The 20,611-nt window shown below is 66.8% G+C and carries 15 protein-coding genes; 6 read left to right on the top strand and 9 right to left on the bottom strand.

Going from position 1 to position 20,611, the window contains the following annotated elements; translation table 11 throughout:
* Window positions 1–60: 60 nt before the first annotated feature.
* Both AT699_RS06925 and tsaB read right to left on the bottom strand, forming a co-directional pair.
* Window positions 61–993, bottom strand: coding sequence for a uracil-DNA glycosylase (locus AT699_RS06925; RefSeq protein ID WP_024068086.1), 933 nt, complete (start codon window positions 991–993; stop codon window positions 61–63).
* Entirely contained in the window at window positions 990–2,246 is a 1,257-nt protein-coding gene (gene tsaB, locus AT699_RS06920; protein WP_054445387.1) for a tRNA (adenosine(37)-N6)-threonylcarbamoyltransferase complex dimerization subunit type 1 TsaB, read from the bottom strand. Before tsaB ends, AT699_RS06925 begins: the two co-directional genes overlap by 4 nt.
* A 131-nt stretch (window positions 2,247–2,377) precedes the next feature.
* On the opposite strand from tsaB, the gene risA reads away from it, so the two are divergent.
* From risA to AT699_RS06900, 4 genes are all read left to right on the top strand, one after another.
* A complete protein-coding gene (risA, locus tag AT699_RS06915) occupies window positions 2,378–3,112 on the top strand; it encodes a response regulator transcription factor RisA (protein WP_003813882.1) in 735 nt (244 codons plus the stop codon).
* Between the two features lie 34 nt (window positions 3,113–3,146).
* The gene (gene risS / locus AT699_RS06910; protein ID WP_049054076.1) at window positions 3,147–4,541 is read left to right on the top strand and encodes a sensor histidine kinase RisS; all 1,395 of its coding nucleotides are present in this window, start codon (window positions 3,147–3,149) and stop codon (window positions 4,539–4,541) included.
* A 59-nt stretch (window positions 4,542–4,600) separates the two neighbouring features.
* Complete coding sequence (locus tag AT699_RS06905; protein ID WP_006389231.1) at window positions 4,601–5,149, top strand: peroxiredoxin; 549 nt, start codon at window positions 4,601–4,603, stop codon at window positions 5,147–5,149.
* Between the two features lie 73 nt (window positions 5,150–5,222).
* On the top strand, window positions 5,223–5,741 hold the full coding sequence (locus tag AT699_RS06900; protein WP_006389230.1) for a carboxymuconolactone decarboxylase family protein: 519 nt from the start codon (window positions 5,223–5,225) through the stop codon (window positions 5,739–5,741).
* Window positions 5,742–5,857: 116 nt separating this feature from the next.
* Here AT699_RS06900 and AT699_RS06895 read toward each other — a convergent pair whose 3' ends face one another.
* The 3 genes from AT699_RS06895 to ispD form a co-directional block, all read right to left on the bottom strand.
* Entirely contained in the window at window positions 5,858–7,915 is a 2,058-nt protein-coding gene (locus AT699_RS06895) for a DUF4344 domain-containing metallopeptidase (RefSeq protein ID WP_232254237.1), read from the bottom strand.
* A gap of 300 nt (window positions 7,916–8,215) precedes the next feature.
* The gene (gene ispF / locus AT699_RS06890; RefSeq protein WP_006389228.1) at window positions 8,216–8,701 is read right to left on the bottom strand and encodes a 2-C-methyl-D-erythritol 2,4-cyclodiphosphate synthase; all 486 of its coding nucleotides are present in this window, start codon (window positions 8,699–8,701) and stop codon (window positions 8,216–8,218) included.
* On the bottom strand, window positions 8,698–9,381 hold the full coding sequence (gene ispD / locus AT699_RS06885; protein ID WP_024068081.1) for a 2-C-methyl-D-erythritol 4-phosphate cytidylyltransferase: 684 nt from the start codon (window positions 9,379–9,381) through the stop codon (window positions 8,698–8,700). Before ispD ends, ispF begins: the two co-directional genes overlap by 4 nt.
* A 29-nt stretch (window positions 9,382–9,410) precedes the next feature.
* Here ispD and mfd point away from each other — a divergent pair, with 29 nt between their 5' ends.
* Window positions 9,411–12,893, top strand: a complete 3,483-nt coding sequence (gene mfd / locus AT699_RS06880; RefSeq protein WP_024068080.1) for a transcription-repair coupling factor — start codon at window positions 9,411–9,413, stop codon at window positions 12,891–12,893.
* Between the two features lie 23 nt (window positions 12,894–12,916).
* On the top strand, window positions 12,917–13,774 hold the full coding sequence (gene serB / locus AT699_RS06875) for a phosphoserine phosphatase SerB (RefSeq protein ID WP_020924737.1): 858 nt from the start codon (window positions 12,917–12,919) through the stop codon (window positions 13,772–13,774).
* A 7-nt stretch (window positions 13,775–13,781) separates the two neighbouring features.
* Here serB and AT699_RS06870 read toward each other — a convergent pair whose 3' ends face one another.
* The 4 genes from AT699_RS06870 to nuoN all read right to left on the bottom strand — a co-directional run bounded on the left by AT699_RS06870 (window position 13,782) and on the right by nuoN (window position 20,602).
* Window positions 13,782–16,049 (bottom strand): TonB-dependent receptor, encoded by a 2,268-nt coding sequence (locus tag AT699_RS06870; protein WP_024068079.1) that lies wholly within the window; start codon window positions 16,047–16,049, stop codon window positions 13,782–13,784.
* A 274-nt stretch (window positions 16,050–16,323) separates the two neighbouring features.
* Window positions 16,324–18,558, bottom strand: a complete 2,235-nt coding sequence (locus AT699_RS06865; RefSeq protein WP_024068078.1) for a TonB-dependent receptor — start codon at window positions 18,556–18,558, stop codon at window positions 16,324–16,326.
* 217 nt (window positions 18,559–18,775) lie between these two features.
* A complete protein-coding gene (locus AT699_RS06860; protein ID WP_024068076.1) occupies window positions 18,776–19,105 on the bottom strand; it encodes a DUF2818 family protein in 330 nt (109 codons plus the stop codon).
* 12 nt (window positions 19,106–19,117) lie between these two features.
* On the bottom strand, window positions 19,118–20,602 hold the full coding sequence (gene nuoN, locus AT699_RS06855) for an NADH-quinone oxidoreductase subunit NuoN (protein WP_006389222.1): 1,485 nt from the start codon (window positions 20,600–20,602) through the stop codon (window positions 19,118–19,120).
* Window positions 20,603–20,611: the final 9 nt, after the last annotated feature.

Raw genomic sequence — 20,611 nt, 5'->3', positions numbered from 1 at the left:
CATCGCGGCGGGCCGCCCTTGCGGCCCCGCCCATTGGCGGCCTTGCCGGCCGGGCCCGGTCTAGAGCTGCCGGGCCGCCAGTTTCAGGTCTTGCCAGGCGCGCGCCTTCTCGGCCGGACTGCGCAGCAGATAGGCCGGGTGATAGCTCACGATCACCGGGATCTCGCGCCCCTCTTCCGTCTTCATCTGGTGCACGCGGCCGCGCAGGCTGCCGATGGTCGCGTCCGTGCCCAGCAGCGTCTGGGCCGCGAACCGGCCCAGCACCAGGATGCGCTCGGGCTTGAGCAGCGCGATCTGGCGCATCAGGTAAGGACTGCAAGCCGCGATTTCCTCGGGCTTGGGATTGCGGTTGCCCGGGGGCCGGCACTTGATCACGTTGGCGATGAATACATCGCGCTCGCGGCTCATGCCTACCGCCGACAACATCGAGTCCAGCAATTGCCCGGAACGGCCGACGAAAGGCTGGCCTTGGCGGTCTTCCTGTTCGCCGGGCGCCTCGCCCACCACCAGCCAGCGCGTGGGCTGCTGGCCGCCGTGGCCGAACACCGCATGGCGCCGCCCGCTGCAAAGGCCGCAGGCAGTGCAGGCCACCACCTGTTCGCGCAATTCGTCCAGGTTGGCGTTCTTGACCGCTTCGGCCACCGGAATCGGCAGCGGGGCGGCGTCGGCCGCGACCTCGGGCTTGGGCGCCGGCTTGGGCGGCGGGCCATTGCGCAGGCCCGGGCCGGGCCCGGCGGGACGCGCGGCGACGGGCGATGCCACGGCCGCCGGCGCTGGCGCGGCGTCGCGGACCGGTGCCGGCGGCGCGCCGCCCGGCGTCGCCATTGCCGGCGAATCCTGTTTGGAAACAACGGCCTGGGCCTCGGACGCGACCGCGGGCCGCGGCGCCGGGCGCAGCCACAGGCGCTCCATGCCCAGCTCGCGCAGCCACAGGCGCTGCAGCGGATTGACGCGAGGCGCGGCCGCCGACTGCGTGGGGTTCGGGGCCGTCACGCCATCGCTCCCTTGGGCCTGTCCAGGCGCTTCTGCATCACCAGGGCATCCTCGCGTCCGCCCTTTTCGGCCGGATAGTAGCCACGCCGCAGGCCGATCTGCAGGTAGCCGCGGGCCTTGTAGAACTCGACCGCCGCGGTATTGGATGGGCGCACTTCGAGCAGCACGCCGTCCAGGCTGCGCTCGCGCGCCTGCTGTTCGCACCAGTCGAGCAGGACGCTGCCCAGCCCCTGGCGGTGCAGGCTGCGCGCCACCGCGATCACCAGCAGATGGGCCACGTCGGGCGCAAACATCAGGATACAGAAACCGGCCACGCGGCCATCACGGCGCAATGTCCAGGCGCCATAGCCGGCCGCCAGCGCGTCGGCGAAGTTGCCGCGGGTCCAGGGAAACGACTGGACATTGGCCTCCAGGGCCACCACCTCGTCCAGGTCGGCGTCGGTCAGCGGCTGGGGATATGCCGGCGCCAGCGTGGATTGCGCCTTGGGGTTGCCGCCCTCGCCCCGCAGGCGTTCCGCGGTGGTGAAAGCCACTTTGTCTCGGACGTAGAGCGGCGCGGCCTGCTCCGGCGCGACGGCCTCGCCCCGCGACCAGGCCTGGCGCGCCAGGCGGGCGACGCTGGCGGCCTCGGGCCGCTGCGCCTCGCCGGCGCGCCGCCATCCGGCCGGTATCGACATGTCCGCGGCGTAGGCATCCCAGGCATCGCCCGCCAGCAGGGGCTGCAGCGCCCGGCCAGCGGCGCGGGACCACGCGGGCAGGTGGTGCGCCGTCCAGGGCACGACCTCGGCCGCCGCGATCAGCAAGGGGGCCTGCAGGGTTTCCCAGACGGACTCTCCATCGGCGCCGGCAACCGGGCGATAGACCGCCAGGTAGACTTCATTCATGCGGGCGTCCAGCGCCACCACGATGGCGTCGTCCGGCACGCCGCCCGCCTGGGCGGCCACGGCCTGGTGCGACACCACCGGCAATACCGGGATCCCCAGCCCCATGGCCATGCCCTGGGCCACGCCGCAGGCCACGCGCAGCCCGGTAAAGCCGCCCGGCCCCTGGCCGAACGCCACCGCCTGCAGGGCGCCGGGCGCCAGGCCGGCCTCGGCCAGCAGTTCGTTGGCCATGGGCAAAAGGCGTTCCGCGTGCTCCTGGGAGCCCTCGTGTTCGCGAACGGCGACCTCCAGCCGCCCGTCGAAGGCGCGCAAAAGGGCCACGCCGCAGCGCGACGAAGAGGTTTCCAGAGCCAGCAGGTTTAGTTCCATAGATGCAGATTGTACGAAATACCGGGGGCTTGCCCCCGTATGTAAGGGGGATTTCAACCATGGTTCGCAATGTGTAATATCTTGTGAACGCCCACTAGCCGCTGGTTCTTGTCACTGTTACATTTCCGGCCATGAATACGCAAAACACCACCCCCACCCGAAAAATCCTCGTCGTCGACGATGATCCGCGCTTGCGCGATCTGCTGCGCCGGTATCTGTCCGAGCAGGGATTCAACGTTTTCGTTGCCGAAGACGCCAAAGAGATGGGCAAACTCTGGCAACGCGAGCACTTCGACCTGCTCGTGCTGGATCTGATGCTGCCCGGCGAGGATGGCCTGTCCATCTGTCGCCGGCTGCGCGGTGGCCACGACAACACCCCCATCATCATGCTGACGGCCAAGGCGGAAGAAATCGACCGCATCGTCGGCCTGGAGATGGGCGCGGACGACTACCTGTCCAAGCCCTTCAACCCTCGCGAACTGCTGGCCCGGATCAACGCGATCCTGCGCCGCCGCGGCACCGAGGAACATCCCGGCGCCCCCAGCCAGGAAAACGAATCCATCGCCTTCGGCCCCTACGTGCTGAACCTGTCGACCCGCACGCTCACGCGCAACGGCGAACAGGTGCCCATCACGACCGGCGAATTCTCGGTGCTCAAGGTGTTTGCGCGCCACCCGAAGATTCCGCTGTCGCGCGACAAGCTCATGGAACTGGCCCGCGGCCGCGAATACGAAGCCTTCGACCGCAGCCTCGACGTGCAGATCTCGCGCCTGCGCAAGCTGATCGAGCCGAACCCGTCCAAGCCCGTATTCATCCAGACCGTCTGGGGTCTCGGATACGTGTTTGTGCCGGACGGTGGCAGTTGATCGATACGCCCGCCCCGGGCAGGAGCGCAGCCTCGTGCCCCGCTTGCGCAGAACCTTCAGGAACCTGACTTCACGTCTGCGGCTCGGCTTGTTCGGCCGCACGTTCCTGTTGCTGGCCGCGCTCATGCTGGTCAGCCTGGGGGCGTGGCTACAAGTCTTCTTCAGCATGGAGCTGGGACCGCGCGCCAATCAAATGGCGCAGCGGGTGATCACGGCCGTCAATATCACGCGCACCGCGCTGATCTATTCGCACAACGGCGAACGCAGCAAGCTCCTGCTCGACCTGGCCACCAATGAAGGCATCCAGGTCTATCCGCGCGAGGTCACCGACTTCGCCGAAGCCCTTCCCGACGACGATTACTGGCAGCGCGTGGCGCAGCACATCCGCACGCGCTTCGGCCCCGAGACCCAGATCGCCTGGGGCGTGAACCAGGTGCCGGGCTTCTGGGTCAGTTTCCAGATCGAGAAAGACCTATATTGGCTGGTGTTCGAGCGCGAGCAAATCGGACTGACGGGCGGCATCGAATGGCTGGGATGGGGCGCCACGGCGCTGTTGCTGTCCCTGGTGGGCGCGGCGGTCAGCGTCGGCTTCGTCAACCGGCCACTGTCGCGGCTGGCGCGCGCGGCGCAGGTGCTGTCGCGTGGCGAGACCCCGGCGCCCCTGCCCGAGCAGGGGCCGCTGGAAATCCGCGACCTGAACGCCTCGTTCAACCGCATGGCCAAGGACCTGCGGCAGGCCGAGGCCGACCGCGAGCTGATGCTGGCCGGCATTTCCCACGACCTGCGCACGCCGCTGGCGCGCATGCGCCTGGAAATCGAACTGAGCGGCGTGTCGGAAGACGCGCGCCAGGCCATCGACGAGGACCTGGGCCAGATCGACCACAGTATCGGCCAACTGATGGAATACGCCCGTCCCGCCGGCACCCTGCCGCAACTGGCCACCGATATCTCGGCCGTGCTGGCCGAGCTGTACGAGCGTGAACGCAGCCACACGTCCTCGCTGGGCGGCGAACTGGACGCCACCCTCGAACCGGGCCTGCGCGCGCGCATCACCGCGCTGGACCTGAAACGCATCGTCAGCAACCTGATCGAGAACGCGCGCCGCTATGGCCGTTCGACCGACGGCATGGCCCATCTGGTCATGACACTGCAAGCTGAGGGCGGCATGATCGTCATCGAGGTGTCCGACCGCGGCCCCGGCATCGCCCCCGAAGACGTCGACCGCCTGCTGCGGCCGTTCTCGCGCGGCGAGGCCGCCCGCACCGGCGTCAGCGGCGCCGGCCTGGGCCTGGCCATCGTCGAACGCCTGCTCAAGCACGTGGGCGGCGCCCTGCGCATGCTGCCGCGCGAGGGCGGCGGCCTGACCGCCCGCATAGAGCTGCCCAAAGCGAAGTTTAGGAATTATCAATTAGACAACGATAATCCATAGCGTAGAATTTATGGTTTGAGGCACCGCCTTAATTCCACCAACAACTACTGGGAGTAAACATGAAAACTGTTGGCGACAAACTCGAGCCCTTCAAGGTTACCGGCGTCAAGCCCGGCTTCAACCAGCACGAAGAAAACGGCGTCTCGGCTTTCGAAGACATCACCGAAAGCTCGTTCCCCGGCAAGTGGAAGGTGATCTACTTCTACCCGAAGGACTTCACGTTCGTGTGCCCGACCGAAATCGTCGGCTTCAACAAGCTGGCCAAGGATTTCGAAGACCGCGACGCCGTCCTGCTGGGTGGCTCGAGCGACAACGAATTCGTCAAGCTGGCCTGGCGCCGTGAGCACCCGGACCTGAACAAGCTGGGTCACTACCAGTTCGGCGACACCACCGGCGCCCTGATCGACCAGCTGGGCGTGCGCGAAAAGGGTGCTGGCGTTGCCCTGCGCGCCACCTTCATCGTCGACCCGGACAACACGATCCAGCACGTTTCGGTGAACAACCTGAACGTCGGCCGTAACCCGGAAGAAGTGCTGCGTCTGCTCGACGGCCTGCAAACCGACGAGCTGTGCCCGTGCAACCGTACGGTTGGCGGCGCCACGCTGTAATTTCCAGCCCGGCCGGGACCTGCTCGCGGGTCCCTCGCCGGGCTTTAACTGCGCTAGATTATAGGTAAAAACTATGGAATTTCTGACGACCATTAAGGAACAGCTGCCGGATTGGGCCAAGGACATCCGCCTGAATCTGGACGCCGTGATCGCCCGCTCGACCCTGGCTCCGGAAGACGCCGTCGGCGCCGCCCTGTCGGCCGCCTACGCCGCGCGCAGCCCGGTGCTGATCGAAGCCTTCAAGAGCGGCCTGTCCGAAACCGACGCCAATGCCGCGCTGACCGCCTCGGCGCTCATGGGCATGAACAACACCTGGTACCCCTACGTCGAGATGAGCGGCGACGCCCAGCTCAAGAGCCTGCCGGCCCAGCTGCGCATGAATGCCTACGCCACCCATGGCGGCGTGGAAAAGAAGCGCTTCGAGCTGTTCGCGCTGGTGGCCTCCATCATCGGCAAGTGCCATTTCTGCGTCGGTTCGCACTACGAGAACCTGAAGCAGGACGGCCTGTCGACCGAGCAGCTGCGCGACGCCGGCCGCATCGCCGCGGTGGTCAACGCCGCCGCCCTGGCGCTGGCCGCGCAGGGCAAGTAAGCCCGCCTCCGCCACGCAGGCCCGCCCCGCCGCGCGCGGGCAATGAAAAAGCCCGCCTGTTCGCACAGGCGGGCTTTCTTTATTTGCCGGAAGGCGCTTGCGCCGCCCCGCTGCCGCTATTGTCCCTGGGACTTGACGGGAGCCGTCGGCAGGCCGTTGGCGAGCCAGGCCTCCATGCCGCCGCGATACCAGTAGACCGGCCAACCCATCATGCCGGCGCGCAGCGCGGCGTTATAGGAGGAGCGGTCGTTCATGCCGGCGCCCACGATGATCAGCGGCACGTTGTGTTCTTTCTCGGTGCCCGTCTTCTTGTGCAGCCAGCCGTCAAAGGCTTCCTGCATCTGGTCCGTCACACTGCCGTCCGAACCCGCATCGCTCAGCGGGAAGGCGCCGGGAATGGTGTCGCGCAGGCCGCTGGTGTCGATCACCAGGAAGTTCTTGTTCTTTTCATCGGTCAACAGGGCCACCACGTCCTTGGTGGTGATCACCTTGGCGCGGGGATGGGAGTTCGGCGTCGGGCCCTTGTAGGGCGCCGAGAACAGCAGGGTCGTCGGCGGCACGCCGCTATCCTGCAACTCGTCGAAACCGCCGTTGCTGGGCGCGCGCTGCGGCTGGCCGGCGGGCGGTTGCTGGCGCGGCTGCTGTTGCGGGGCCTGTTGCGGGGCTTGCTGCGGCGCCGCCCCGCCCTGCTTGGGCTCGCCACCGACCGTGCCCATCTCGATATCCGAGATCATCACCGCGATGTTCTCGATCAGCTCGTAGCACATGGTGATGGAGCCTTCGCGCGGGCTGTACCAGGCGTTGAGCTTGCCGCAGTCCTTGAAGACCACGTTCACCGGCCGCGGCAGCACGTAGGTCTGGCCCAGCAGCTTGATGTTGTTGGTGATGGCTTCGGACAGGTTGTTGGCGAACAGGTTGCCGATGCGGCGCGACGACGGTTCGAAGGTCACGTTCACCGGTGCGCCGGGGGCGTTCGCCGGCTGCTGGCCATCGGGCGACCACGTGCCGACGCGGGTATGCGGCGCCAGGATCCGGCGCCAGGCGCGGTTCTGCTTGGTGAATTCATCCGCGCAGCGCGCCTTGGTGCGGTCTTCGAAGCCGACCTGGTCGACCAGCGACGCGAACACGCCGGGGTTGCCGCCATACATGATGCACAGCATGTTGCGAAAGCGCTTGAGGTCGCCCGTGTGCTCGTCCTGCCAGGGCGAGTTGCCGGCGCCCTTGGCCTCGGCCAGCTTGCCGCTGTAGTACCACTGCAGGGCCGCGTACTTGGCCGCGCCCTGGGCCATGGCGTTGGTGTCCTTGTCGCTGGACGGGTACATGGTCGGCTCGACGATCTGCAGCGCCGAATAGATATCGACCGCGTCTTCCTCGGCGCCGGTCGAGGGCAGCTCCAGTTCGCCGATCAGCGCGTGGCCGAACTCATGCATGAAAATGCTGCGCATGATGCCGATGTACACCGCCACGATGCGCAGCGAGTCGCCGCCAAAGCGCGGATACGGGCCGGAACCCGGCAAGCCGCTGCTGGCGCCGGAATCCGGCGAGGCCTGCGGCGCGCGCGTCGGCTGCTGTTGCGGTTGCCCACCGCCGCCCTGGCCGGTGTTGGCATTGACGTTCGTGTTGATGGCGAAGTCCGCGATCCCGAAGGTGCCGACCTCGTAAGCCATGATGCCGAGCTCGGAACCCAGCGCGGGTTCGTTCTCGATATCGCCGATCTTCTGGCCGTTGACGATGAAGCGCGCCGCGCCCGGCACCTCGACAACCTTGATGCGGTCGGAGCCGTCCAGCTTGGCCACGTTGGGCACGTTGGCGATATCGCGGCGCTTGTCGCCGTCCAGACAGAACAGCAAGGTCTGCTTGGCGGCCGTGAGTTCGAGCAGGCACAGCCCCTTGCGCGAACGGTTGGTCAGCGCCAGGCCGATGGAAGCCTTGGGATTCTTCGAATTCAGGACCACGTTCACGTCGGTGATGCGGCCGCCTTCGGGCGGTTGTCCAACGTTCAGGTAGAGCGTTTGTTCGCTGCCGGCCGTGGCCTTGTTGCGCAGCGTGAACCAGCCATCCTCGACCCCTGCGGTCCAGCCTTGCAGCAGCTGCGTGCGGACAGCGCCCGCGAGCGGGCCGAGCTGTTGCTCGAATTCTGCATGTGCAGGCGAACCAAAGGCGACGAGAGCCACGAATAAGGCAGCGCCACGTACATGCATCCTAGTGTCCCTATTATCCAGACGTTAAGTAGCGGCAGAATATTCCAGTTCAAATGCCCCGGCAAGACGAAAACACGGGGCGTTTTCGGCCTGTACGCCCCAAACGACGCGGGATGCGCGCCAAACCGCAGCAGCCACGCGGCCCGCGCCCTTTTTTGCGGTTTGTTAATTTGTTGTGGACATGTATCCGTGCGAATAAAACAACGCCCGCGCACCGAAAAAATGGCGCGGTAAACACCGCGCCATCGATGCAAGCGGGGTGTGGGACGGCGCTCAGGTCCGCGCCAGCAGCGCCACCACCGTGGCCGAGATGCCTTCCTTGCGCCCCAGGTATCCCAGGCCTTCGTTGGTCTTGGCCTTGATGTTGACCTCGGTTTCGGCCAGGCCGGTATCGGCGGCGATGTTGCCGACCATGGCGGGCGCATGCGGGCCGATCTTGGGCGCCTGGGCATGCACGGTGGCGTCGATGTTCACGGGCGTCCAGCCGGCCTGGCGCACGCGCGCCACGGCTTCGCGCAGCAACACGCGGCTGTCCGCGCCCTTGAAGGCCGGATCGGTATCGGGGAAGTGGCGGCCGATGTCGCCCAGCCCGGCGGCGCCGAGCAGCGCGTCGGTGATGGCGTGCAGCAGCACGTCGGCATCGGAATGGCCCAGCAGGCCGTGGCTGTGCGGAATGGTCACGCCGCCGATGATCAGCGGGCGGCCTTCCACCAGCGCATGCACGTCAAACCCCTGGCCGACGCGGAAGGGAATACTCATAGCCATTTTTCCATCAGTTCGAAATCGTCCGGCCAGGTCACCTTGAAATTGCGCATGGCGCCGGGCACCAGCAGGGGCGCATAGCCCGCGGCCTCGATCGCCGAGGCCTCGTCGGTGACGGCAACGCCGTTCACCGCGGCCGCCGTCAGCGCATCGCGCAGCACGCCGGCGCGGAACATCTGCGGCGTCTGCGCCAGCCACAGGCCGTTGCGGTCCAGCGTGCGCTCGACCCGGTCGTGGCCGGCCTTGACGGTATCGGCCACGGGCAGCGCCAGCAGCCCGCCCACCGCATCCGCGAGGCAGGCGTCGATCAGGCGCGCCAGGGCCGGCGCCGGCAGGCCGGGGCGGGCCGCGTCATGCACCAGCACCCACGTGTCATCGGCCACGCCGCTCTCGGCCAGGGCGCCGGCCACCGTATCGGCGCGCGTCGCGCCGCCGCAGGCGCGCCAGACGGTGCGCGGCAGGCCGGCCAGGGCGTGGTCGACCCAGCCATCGCCGGGCGTCACCGCCACGCGCACCTGCGACACGCGCTCGTCGGCCAGCAGCGCCGCAACGGCATGGCGCAGCATGGGCTGTCCGGCCAACGGACGGTATTGCTTGGGCACGCTCTCGACGCCGGGGTGGCTGGCGCGGGCGCCGACGCCGGCGGCGGGAACGATTGCGATGATTGAGTCAGACATGGTGCGGTGATTTTATAATCTTCCGCTTGATGCCTGCTCCCAGCCTGATGCCCGCTCCCACCTCCTCCGCCACGGTAGCGCCGCCCGTCCCCGCGACCGCCCCCACTCTCGCCGCGCTCAAGCCCGGCACGCGCTATGCGCAACCCCGGCCGCCCGGCTCGGGCGATGCCTGGCTGCTGGCCGACCTGGCCCGGCAGGCCGGCGCGCCGCTGGTGGTGCTGACCGCGGAGCCGCTGGAAGCCCAGCGCCTGGCCGAGGAAATCGCGCTGTTCGCGCCCGGCCTGCGGGTGCGCCAGCTGCCCGACTGGGAAACCCTGCCGTACGACGCCTTCTCGCCGCACCAGGACCTGATCTCCGAGCGCCTGCATACCCTGCATTCGCTGATGATGAAGACGGTGGACGTGCTCACGGTGCCGGTCACCACCGCGCTGTACCGGCTGGCGCCGCCGTCGTTCCTGGCGGCCTACACCTTCTCCTTCAAGCAGAAGGACAAGCTCAACGAAGCAGCGCTGCGCGCGCAGCTGACGCTGGCCAACTACAACCACGTCACCCAGGTCACCGCGCCCGGCGAGTTCTGTCTGCGCGGCGGCCTGATCGACCTGTTCCCGATGGGATCGGCGCTGCCCTACCGGCTTGACCTGTTCGACGACGAGATCGAGACCATCCGCAGCTTCGACGTCGACACCCAGCGCAGCCTGTACCCGGTGCGCGAGGTGCAACTGCTGCCGGGGCGCGAATTTCCCATGGACGAGGAATCGCGCAACCGCTTCCGCGCGCGATTCCGCGAAGTGTTCGAAGGCGATCCCTCGCGCGCCCTGCCCTACAAGGACATCGGCAACGGCATCCCCTTCGCCGGGGTCGAGTACTACCTGCCGCTGTTCTTCGACGAGACGGCCACGCTGTTCGACTACCTGGCCGAAGGCACGCTCACCGTCACGGTCGGCGACATCGACGACGCCATGATGCGCTTCAGCCAGGACACCGGCAGCCGCTATGGCTTCCTGAAAAGCGACCGCGAACGGCCGGTGCTGCCCCCGTCCGCGCTGTTCCTGGACGAGCAGGCGCTGTACGCCCGCCTGAAGGATTTCCGCCGCCTGGCGCTGGGCGCCGGCCAGCCGCATCCCGACTTCCGCGCCGCGCCCGACGTCAGCGTCGCGCGCCGCGCCGAAGACCCGATCGCCAAACTGCGCGCGCTGGTGGGGCGGCACGATGGCCGCGTGCTGCTGTGCGCCGATTCGGCGGGCCGGCGCGAGACGCTGGTGCAGATGCTGAACGAGTTCGGCGTCACGCCCGACGCGCAACCCGAGACCATCGAGGCCTTTCTCGCGTCCGACGCCCATTTCGGCATCGTCGCCGCGCCCCTGGCCACCGGCTTCGAGCTGCCGCAGGCCGGGCTGGCGTTCCTGACCGAAAACGACCTGTATCCCGGCGTCGCCGCCACCGGCCGGCGCGGCAAGCGCGACCAGGAACGCGCCAGCAACGTCGAAGCGATGGTGCGCGACCTGTCCGAACTGCGCGCCGGCGACCCGGTGGTGCACGCGCAGCACGGCATCGGCCGCTACCACGGCCTGGTCAACATGGACATGGGCGAAGGCGAGATGGAGTTCCTGCATCTCGAATACGCCAACGGCAGCACGCTGTACGTGCCGGTGTCGCAGTTGCACGTGATCGCCCGCTACAGCGGCGCCGATCCGGAAGCCGCGCCGCTGCACCAGCTCGGCTCGGGCCAGTGGGACAAGGCGCGCCGCAAGGCGGCCAAACAGGTGCGCGACACCGCCGCCGAACTGCTGGCGCTGTACGCCCAGCGCGCCGCGCGCGAGGGCTTCGCCTTCAACCTGCCGCTGAACGACTACCAGGCCTTCGCCGAAGGCTTCGGCTTCGAGGAAACGGCCGACCAGGCCGCCGCCATCGAGGCCGTGATCGCCGACATGACCTCGGGCCGGCCGATGGACCGCCTGGTGTGCGGCGACGTCGGCTTCGGCAAGACCGAGGTGGCGCTGCGCGCCGCGTTCCTGGCGGTGGCCAACGGCAAGCAGGTCGCCCTGCTCTGCCCCACCACCCTGCTGGCCGAGCAGCACGCGCAGACCTTCTCCGACCGCTTCGCCGACTGGCCGGTGCGGGTGGTGGAGCTGTCGCGCTTCCGCTCGGCCAAGGAAGTATCGGCCGCCATCGAGGGCATCAACGACGGCCGCGTCGACATCGTCATCGGCACCCACAAGATCCTGTCCAAGGACGTGAAGTTCAAGCGCCTCGGGCTGGTCATCATCGACGAGGAACACCGCTTCGGCGTGCGCCAGAAGGAAGCGCTCAAGGCGCTGCGCGCCGAGGTCGACGTGCTCACCCTGACCGCCACGCCGATCCCGCGCACGCTCGGCATGTCGCTCGAAGGCATCCGCGACTTCTCGGTCATCGCCACCGCGCCGCAAAAGCGCCTGGCGATCAAGACCTTCGTGCGGCGCGAGGACGGCAGCACGCTGCGCGAGGCGCTGCTGCGCGAGCTCAAGCGCGGCGGCCAGTGTTACTTCCTGCACAACGAGGTCGAGACCATCCACAACCGCCGCGCCCGCCTCGAAGAGCTGGTGCCCGAGGCCCGCATCGCGGTGGCCCATGGCCAGATGCCCGAGCGCGACCTGGAACAGGTGATGAAGGGCTTCTACCAGCAGCGCTACAACGTGCTGCTGTGCACCACCATCATCGAGACCGGCATCGACGTGCCCAGCGCCAACACCATCGTGATCCACCGCGCCGACCGCTTCGGCCTGGCGCAGCTGCACCAGCTGCGCGGCCGCGTCGGCCGCTCGCACCACCAGGCCTACGCCTACCTGCTGACGCCGGGCGAGGACGCCATCACCAGCAACGCCAAGAAGCGGCTGGAAGCGATCCAGGCCATGGAGGAACTGGGCTCGGGCTTCTACCTGGCCATGCACGACCTGGAGATCCGCGGCACCGGCGAGGTGCTGGGCGATTCGCAGTCCGGCAACATCCAGGAAGTCGGCTTCTCGATGTACAACGAGATGCTCAACGAAGCGGTGCGCGCCCTGCGCGCCGGCGAAGAGCCGGACCTGGACGCACCCTTCAACCTGGCCTGCGAGGTTAACCTGCACGCGCCGGCGCTGCTGCCGTCCGACTACTGCGCCGACGTGCACGCGCGCCTGAGCGTCTACAAGCGCCTGGCCCACGCCGCCGACGAGGACGACCTGATCCAGATCCAGGAAGAACTGATCGACCGCTTCGGCAAGCTGCCGGAAGCGGCGCAGACGCTGCTGACCACGCACCGCCTGCGCCTGGCCGCGCAACCGCTGGGCATCGTCAAGATCGACGCCAGCGAAACCCAGGCGCTGCTGCAGTTCGGCCCCAAGACCAGCGTCGATCCGGCGAAAATCATCGAGCTGGTGCAGCGGCAACGCCACATCAAACTCGCCGGACAGGATAAATTGCGGGTTGAGATCAAGGCCGCGCAGATCCCGGCTCGCGCCGATGCCGTGCGCGCCGTGCTGCGCGCCTTGAAGTAACCCGCCCCGACCTTCGCATTTTTATGACTATCCATCACCTCGTCGTCCAATCCCCCGGCCTGACCGTCGAACACGCCGAACAGCTCGCCGCCCTGGCGCAGGCGCAAGGCGTGGCCCGCATCAGCGCCACGGCCGCGCGCCTGCTCGACGTGCAGCACGATGACGCCACGCGCGCCGACGTGGTGGCGTGGGCCGAGCGCCATGGCATCGACACCGCCTTCGTGCCGGCCGGCCTGAAGCTGTCGCACTGCAAGGTGCTGGCGATGGACATGGACTCGACGCTCATCAACATCGAGTGCATCGACGAGATCGCCGGCGTGGCCGGCGTCAAGGACAAGGTCTCGGAAATCACCGAGGCCGCGATGCGCGGCGAGATCAAGGACTTCGCCGAAAGCCTGCGGCGCCGCGTGGCGCTGCTCAAGGACGTGCCGGCCGAAGCGCTGGAACAGGTCTACACCGAAAAGCTGCGCCTGAACCCGGGTGCAGAACGCCTGATCACCACCGCCCAGGCCGCCGGCATCAAGGTGCTGCTGGTGTCCGGCGGCTTCACCTTCTTCACCGACCGCCTGCGTGAGCGCCTGAAGCTGGACAGCGCGCACGCCAACACGCTGGAAATCGACAACGGCGTGCTGACCGGCCGCGTGCTGGGCGATATCCTGGACGCCGACGCCAAGGCCGTCTACCTGCGCGAGTTCGCCCGCACCCACGGCGCCACCAAGGAGCAGGTCATCGCCATGGGCGACGGTGCCAACGACCTGAAGATGCTGGGCGCCGCCGGCTTCCCGGTGGCCTACCACGCCAAGCCGCTGGTGCGGCAGCAGACCCGCTACGCGCTGAACGTCTCGGGCCTGGACGGCGTGCTGAACTGGTTCGAAAGCTGATCCTGCCTCAGTAGCGCATGTTCACGCTCAGGATCGCCGAGCGGCCCGGCGCGATGTTGGCGTAGTGCGCCGGATAGGCCTTGTCGTAGTAGGTCTTGTCGAACAGGTTGAAGACGTTCAGCTGCAGGTTCCAATTCTTGTTGAAGCGGTAACCGGCCATCGCATCGAAGCGCCAGTACGACGGGATGTAGGTGGTGTTGGCGGTGTTGCCGTACTGCTTGCCGACGTAGTAGGCGCCACCGCCCAGCGTGAAGTCCGGCGTCACCGCGTAGGTCGACCACAGGCTGAAGCTGTTCTCCGGCGTGTTGGGGAACGCATTGCCCTCGTCGGCGCCGGCGCCGTCCTTGAGCTTGCTCTTCATGAAGGTGTAGCCGCCGAACACCTGCCAGGCGGGCGTGATGCTGCCCGAGAAGCCCAGCTCCAGGCCGTTCACTTCCTTCTTGCCAGCCATGGCGTAGTCGCCCGACGGCAGCGTGACGCGGGCGTTGGTGGTCTCGGTGCGGAACAGCGCGGCCGTCAGCGTCATGCGGCGGTCCAGCACGTCCCACTTGGTGCCGATCTCGTAGGTCTTGTTCTTTTCCGGCGCCATGTCGGCCGCGTTCATGCCGACGTTGCCGCGGCCCGGCGTGAGGGCCAGGCTTTCGCTGCCTTCGCCCAGCGTGGCGTTGGACGGCGTCGACGAGGTCGCGTACGACACGTACACGCTGCCGTTGTCGGCCGGCTTGAACACCAGGCCCAACTGGTAGTTCAGCAGGGTGTCGTCACGCTTGATGACCTGGTACTTGTTGGCCGGCGTATTGGTGAACTTGGTCTCGTAGCGGTCCAGGCGCAGACCGCCGTTGACCAGCCATTGCGGCGTCAGTTCCACGGTATCGAAGGCGTAGATCGACTTGGTGATGGTGCGCGAACGGGTCGGCTGGCCGACGCGGTCGCCGTCCAGCGTGTTGACCCAGGGATCGTGCGGATCCGGGTCGTACAGGCTGGTGCAGTTGTAGTTGGAGGCCGCGCCCAAGGACTTGCAGGCATTGGCCGCGCCGGAGCCGGAACCGCGATTGATCGCCAGCGTATCTTTCTTGCCCTCCTCCTTGGACAGCTCGATGCCCACGTTGAAGCTGTGCTTGAGCGAGCCGGTCTCGAACTTGCCCGTCAGCTCGGTCTGGTTGGCCAGGCTGTCGACGCGGCTGGCACGGGTGTTGGCGCGGCGCCAGACGCGGCCGTTGAGCACGTTGCCCTGGCTGTCGTCGGGCTGCGTCCAGACGTAGTCCTGGGTCGAATAGGTATAGCGCGTCATGTTGCGCAGGGTCAGGCGGTTCGAGAAATCGTGCTCGATGCCGATCGTGCCCATGTCGGACGTGGTCTTGCGGTAGTCGCTGGACAGGCCGTAGAAATTATTGCGGTCGACGCTGGCCGGACCGGTCTGCGTGACGCCCATGAAGCTGCCGTTGCGCTGCACCTTGGTGCTGGGATAGGCGTACGGGATGCCGCTGTCGGGCAGGTCGTCCGACTGCATGTGGTAGTAGCTCAGCGTCACGCGGGTCGGCGTGTTCACGCCGAAGGTGATGGTGGGCGCCACGCCCCAGCGGCTGTTGTTGACCATGTCGCGGCCGGCCACGTCGGCGTCGTGATACATGGCGTTCAGGCGGAAGGCGGTCTTCTCGCCCAGCAGCCAGTTGCTGTCGATCGTGCCGCGATAGTAGCTGTCGGTGCCGATGCCCAGGCTGGCCGCGGTGAAATTCTCGGCCTTGGCCGTCTTGCTGATCAGGTTGATGCTGCCGCCGGCGCCGCCACGGCCGCCAAAGGCGCCGTCCGAACCCTTGATGACCTCGATCTGCTCCAGGTTGAACACCTCGCGCGAGGTCGCGCCGATATCGCGCATGCCGTCGACGTAGGTGCTGGCCTGGGCGTCGTAGCCGCGGATGATCGGGCGGTCGCCGAGCGGATTGCCGCCCTCGCCCGCGCCGAACGTGATGCCCGGCGAGTTGCGCAGCGCCTCGGTCAGGGTGGACGCCGCCTGGTTCTGGATCACTTCCTGCGGAATGACCTGCACCGACTTGGGCGTGTCCAGCAAGGGCGCGGTGAACTTGGTGGAAGCGGAATCCTTGACGTCGTACGGCACCAGCGCATCGCCCTGCACCTGCACGGGTGTCAGCTGCGTCACGCCCTGTCCGCCCGATTGCGCCTGCGCGGCCGGAGCCAGGAACAGCGCCGGGGTCGCCAGCACCGCGGCCAGCGATCCGCTGAGCGACGTGACGGCAAAGGTGTCTTCGGATTTCAACGCTTTCTCCAGAATATGAATAGCAACGATTCTTGTTTTTTGGAAGGTTGCGATTCTGGCCTTCGAATCTGAAAGCCTCCTGAAAGAAAGATCAATTCCCCGTAAAGCCGGGAAAAAAACAACACAAGTTAAGAGAACTTCATTGATGTGGCTTTGTATATAACGGGGGTATTCCCTGAAACCTCGCTGAATCCGCAAGGGATCCGAACGGATCCGGCCGTCACTCCTGCCTTCAAAAAAACCACCGCGAAGGTGGTTTTTTGAAGGGTCCCGCTCAGTAGCGCAGTCTCACGGACAGCAGCGCCGCCCTGCCCGTGCCGAGCGCGGCGTGGTTCTTCGGCCTGGCCCGGGTGTAGAAAGTCTGGTCGAACACGTTCAGGACATTGAGCTGCAACGCCAGGTGGGAGCTGAACTTGTACTTGGCCATCGCATCGAAGCGCCAGTACGACGGCACCCAGCGCGCCTTGGGCGCACCGCTGGCATCGACGCCCGCGTCGGCGTTGCCGTAGACCTTGTCGACATAGTAGGCGCCGCCGCCCAACGTCAGTTCAGGCAGCACCTTGTAGGTGGACCACAGGCTGAACGCATTGCGCGGCGTGTTCGGCAGCTCCTGGCCCTCGGCGCCGATGTCCTTGCGTCCGCCCCGGATCAGCTTGCTGTCCAGGAAGGTATAGCCGCCATAGATGTTCCATGCCGGCGTGATGGAACCGGAGAAGCCCAGTTCGATGCCGCGCACGCGGGTCTGGCCCGCCTGCTCGTATTCGTTCGGCAACACCTCGATGTTGGTGTTCCTGCGCGTATCCTGGAACACCGCGCCCGTCAGCGTCAGGCGTTCATCCAGGACCAGCCACTTGACGCCCGCCTCGACCGAACGGCTTTTTTCCGGCGCCGCCGCCTCGTCCGAGCTTTTCCTGAGAATGTCGGAAGCCGTGGCACCCGCCACCGCGGACGGCGTGGACGACGTGCCATAGGACGCATAGATCGTGCCTTGGGGCACGGGCTTGTAGGCCAGGCCCAACTGGTAGTTGAACAGATTGTCGGTGCGGCGGTAGCCCTGCTTTTTCTTGTCGTGGCCGCTGGTGCGGTAATTGTCCCAGCGCAAGCCGACGCTGGCCTGCCATTGTTCGTCGAACTTGAGGGTGTCGAAGCTGTATAGCGCCAGGGTGTCGGTGGCGTAGGGAGCCGGCCAGCTGCGGGCGGTGCGGCAAGGATAGGCCACGTTCGGATCGGGATTGCGCAGCGAGGTCTGCGTCAGATCGGCCGGGCATTTGGTGACGCCATCCGAAGACAGGACCTGGTCGTTGGTGTAGGCCATGGTCTGCTTCACGCTGGTGTACTCGAAGCCCAGGTCGAACCCGTGCTTGACGGCGCCGGTCAGGAACTCGCCGCTCAGGTCGGTCTGGTTCGCGAATGCCTTGGTGGTGTAGTACCTGCCGTAGGCCGGCCTGTCCACGATCCCCGCGGGCAGGTTTGCGAGCGTGAGGTCGGGCTGGGTGGCGAGGTAATCGGCGGTTTCGCGGCCATATCGAACCACGTTGCGCAACGTGAGCTTGTCGGAGAAATCGTGCTGGAAATCGACGGTGGCCATGCCATCGCGCGTCTTCATGAAGTCGCGTTCGGCCAGGCCGTAGAAGTTCTTGCGGCTGATCCCCAGGGTCTCCGTGACCGGCAGACCCACTCGCGGGTCGTAGGGGATGGAGTAGTCCGGCATGCTGTCGTTCTGGTAGTGGTAGTAGCTCAGCGTGATGCGGGTCGGCGTGCCCATCCCCAGCATCAGCGACGGCGCCACGCCCCATCGCTCGAAATTCACCGCCCTGTCGCGGCCCGGCACGTCACCCTTGGTGCCCATGACATTCAGGCGGAAAGCGGATTTTTCGCCCAGCCGCCAGTTGCTGTCGACGCTTCCCCGGTAGTTGCGATCGGTGCCGATCTGGCCCGTGACCTCGGTGGCATCCTTGGCCTTGGGCGCCTTGCTGACGAGGTTGATGCTGCCGCCCGCCCCGCCGCGGCCGGAATAGACCGAATCGGGCCCCTTGATGATCTCGACCTGTTCCAGGTTGAAGGTGTCGCGCGCCTGCATGCTGGCATCGCGCATTCCGTCCAGGAACAGGCTGCTGGCGGCATTCTGGCCGCGGATGACGGGCAGGTCGCCGCCGGCGCGCCCGCCTTCGCCAGCAGCGAAGGTGATACCCGGCGAGTTCTGCAGCACGTCCTGCAAGGAGCTGGCGGACTGGTCGGACATGACCTGCTTGGGCACCACCTGCACCGAACGCGGCGTGTCCAGCAGCGGCGCGGTCATCTTGGGCGACTGCGCGGCATCGGGCTGGTAGGGCGAATCCTCGCCCTCCACTTCCACCGGCGCCAGCTGCGTGACGCCATGGGCGCCGGACTGCGCCAGCGCATAGGGGCTGATGAACAGTGCGGGAACCGCCACCGCGGCAGCCAGCGAACTGGCCAGGGTATTCAATGCATACGAGTCTTCGTGCTTCACCATCAACCTCCAGAACATGAATGACAAGCATTCCTGTTTATGACAGGTTGCGATTCTGTATTGGAAAGCTGATCGAGTTCAGGCCGTGCCCGGAAATCGGACGCGGTAACGCGAGAGTGGCGCGGTGTGATGCCATTTCGCCACGAAAACGGCAATCGACGGCAACGCTGGCACGCATAAGCCAAACGCCCCTTGCGGGGCGTTTGGCAGGTACTGCGAAGGCGTGGCGGGCGGTTCAGGTCCGCAGGCGGGGATGGCGCTTGAAGAGATAGCGATACACGAACCCCGGATAAGCCAGCACCAGGTACAGGCTCAACGTGATGGCGTAGAACTCCCAGGTCTGCGCGAAGCGATTGCCCAGCACGGACTCGAACGTGAATCCCAGGGCGCCCACGATCAGGTAGAACACCAGCACTTCGACCAGGCGCATCCAGAACGGCTTGACGGCCTCGGCCCCGCCCTGCTTCCACGGCAGCACGGCGAACACGCGCTCCGTCAGGAAAGGCAGGTTCGCGCTGACCAGGGCCAGCGCGATCAGGAGCCATACCGCCAGGGTCTGGTTCATCGCCCGTTCCGCTTACAGGCTGAGCGAGCTGCGGATGGCCTGCACGCACAGGGCCATCAGGCCGCCGGGCAACAGGCCCAGCACCAGGATCAGCAGGCCGTTGACCGACAGCACGCCGCGTTGGCCGCAGGTGGCCGACATCGGGGCGGCATCGGCCGCCGGCTCGTCGAAGTACACGACCTTGACCACGCGCAGGTAATAGAACGCGCCGATCAGCGAGAACAGCACCGCGATCACGGCCAGCGTGACGTGGCCGGCGCTGACCAGCGCCTGCAGCACCGCCAGCTTGGCGTAGAAGCCCACCAGCGGCGGGATGCCGGCCAGCGAGAACATCAGCAGCAGCACGATGGCGGCATGCCACGGGCTGCGGCGGTTCAGGCCCTTCAGGTCGTCGATGTGCTCGCACTCGAAACCCTGGCGCGACAGCAGCAGCACGATGCCGAAGCTGGCCAGCGTGGTCAGCACGTAGGTCAGCATGTAGAACAGCGACGCGCCGTAGGCGGCGGACGCCAGTTCCGGCTTGCCGGCCACCGAGCCCGACATCAGGCCCAGCAGCACGAAGCCCATGTGCGAGATGGTCGAGTAGGCCAGCATGCGCTTGAAGTTGGTCTGCGCGATGGCGGTCAGGTTGCCGATGGCCAGCGACAGCACCGCCAGGATCATCAGCATCGGCTGCCAATCGGCCGCCAGGCCGTGCAGGCCGTCGACCAGCAGGCGCAGCGTGATGGCGAAGGCCGCCAGCTTGGGCGCGCCGCCCAGGATCAGCGTGACCGCGGTCGGCGAACCCTGGTAGACGTCCGGCACCCACATGTGGAACGGCACGGCGCCGAGCTTGAACGCCAGGCCCGAAACCAGGAACACGATGCCGAACACCAGGGCCAGCTTCTCGGCCTTGCCGGCGGCGATGACCTTGGAGACTTCGGCCAGGTCCAGGTGACCGGTGGCGCCGTAGACCATCGACATGCCGTACAGCAGGAAGCCCGAGGCCAGCGCGCCCAGCACGAAGTACTTCATGGCGGCTTCGGTGGCGACGACGTTGTCGCGACGCAGCGCGATCAGCGCGTACAGCGCCAGCGACATCAGCTCCAGGCCCAGGTAGATCGAGATCAGGTTGCCCGACGAGATCATCACCATCTGGCCCAGCAGGGCGAACAGCGTCAGCACGTACAGTTCGCCGCCGCGCATCATGTCGCGCAGCTGGGCGTAGACGCGGCCGTAGACCAGCGTGACCGCCACCGCGATGTACGAGGCGATCTTGAGCAGGTGCGACAGCTCGTCGGTGACGTACAGGCCGTTGAAGGTCGAACCCGTGACGCCGTTCTTCCACTGCAGCGCCGACACCACGGTCAGCACGCCCAGCGCCAGCATGGTCAGCAGGAACGTCGGCTTGCGCTCGGGGTGATTGCTGACCGCGTCGACGAGCAGGATAGCCAGGCCGAAAACCAGCAGGAGGATTTCCGGTGTCGCCAGGGCGAAATCGATTTGGGATTGCATCATTGTCTTGTC

It is taken from the genome of Achromobacter xylosoxidans (assembly GCF_001457475.1).
In the GTDB taxonomy this organism is placed as follows: Bacteria; Pseudomonadota; Gammaproteobacteria; order Burkholderiales; family Burkholderiaceae_B; genus Achromobacter; species Achromobacter xylosoxidans.
The sequence above is the reverse complement of the archived record's forward strand: the minus strand, read 5'-3'. Positions and strand labels throughout refer to the sequence as shown.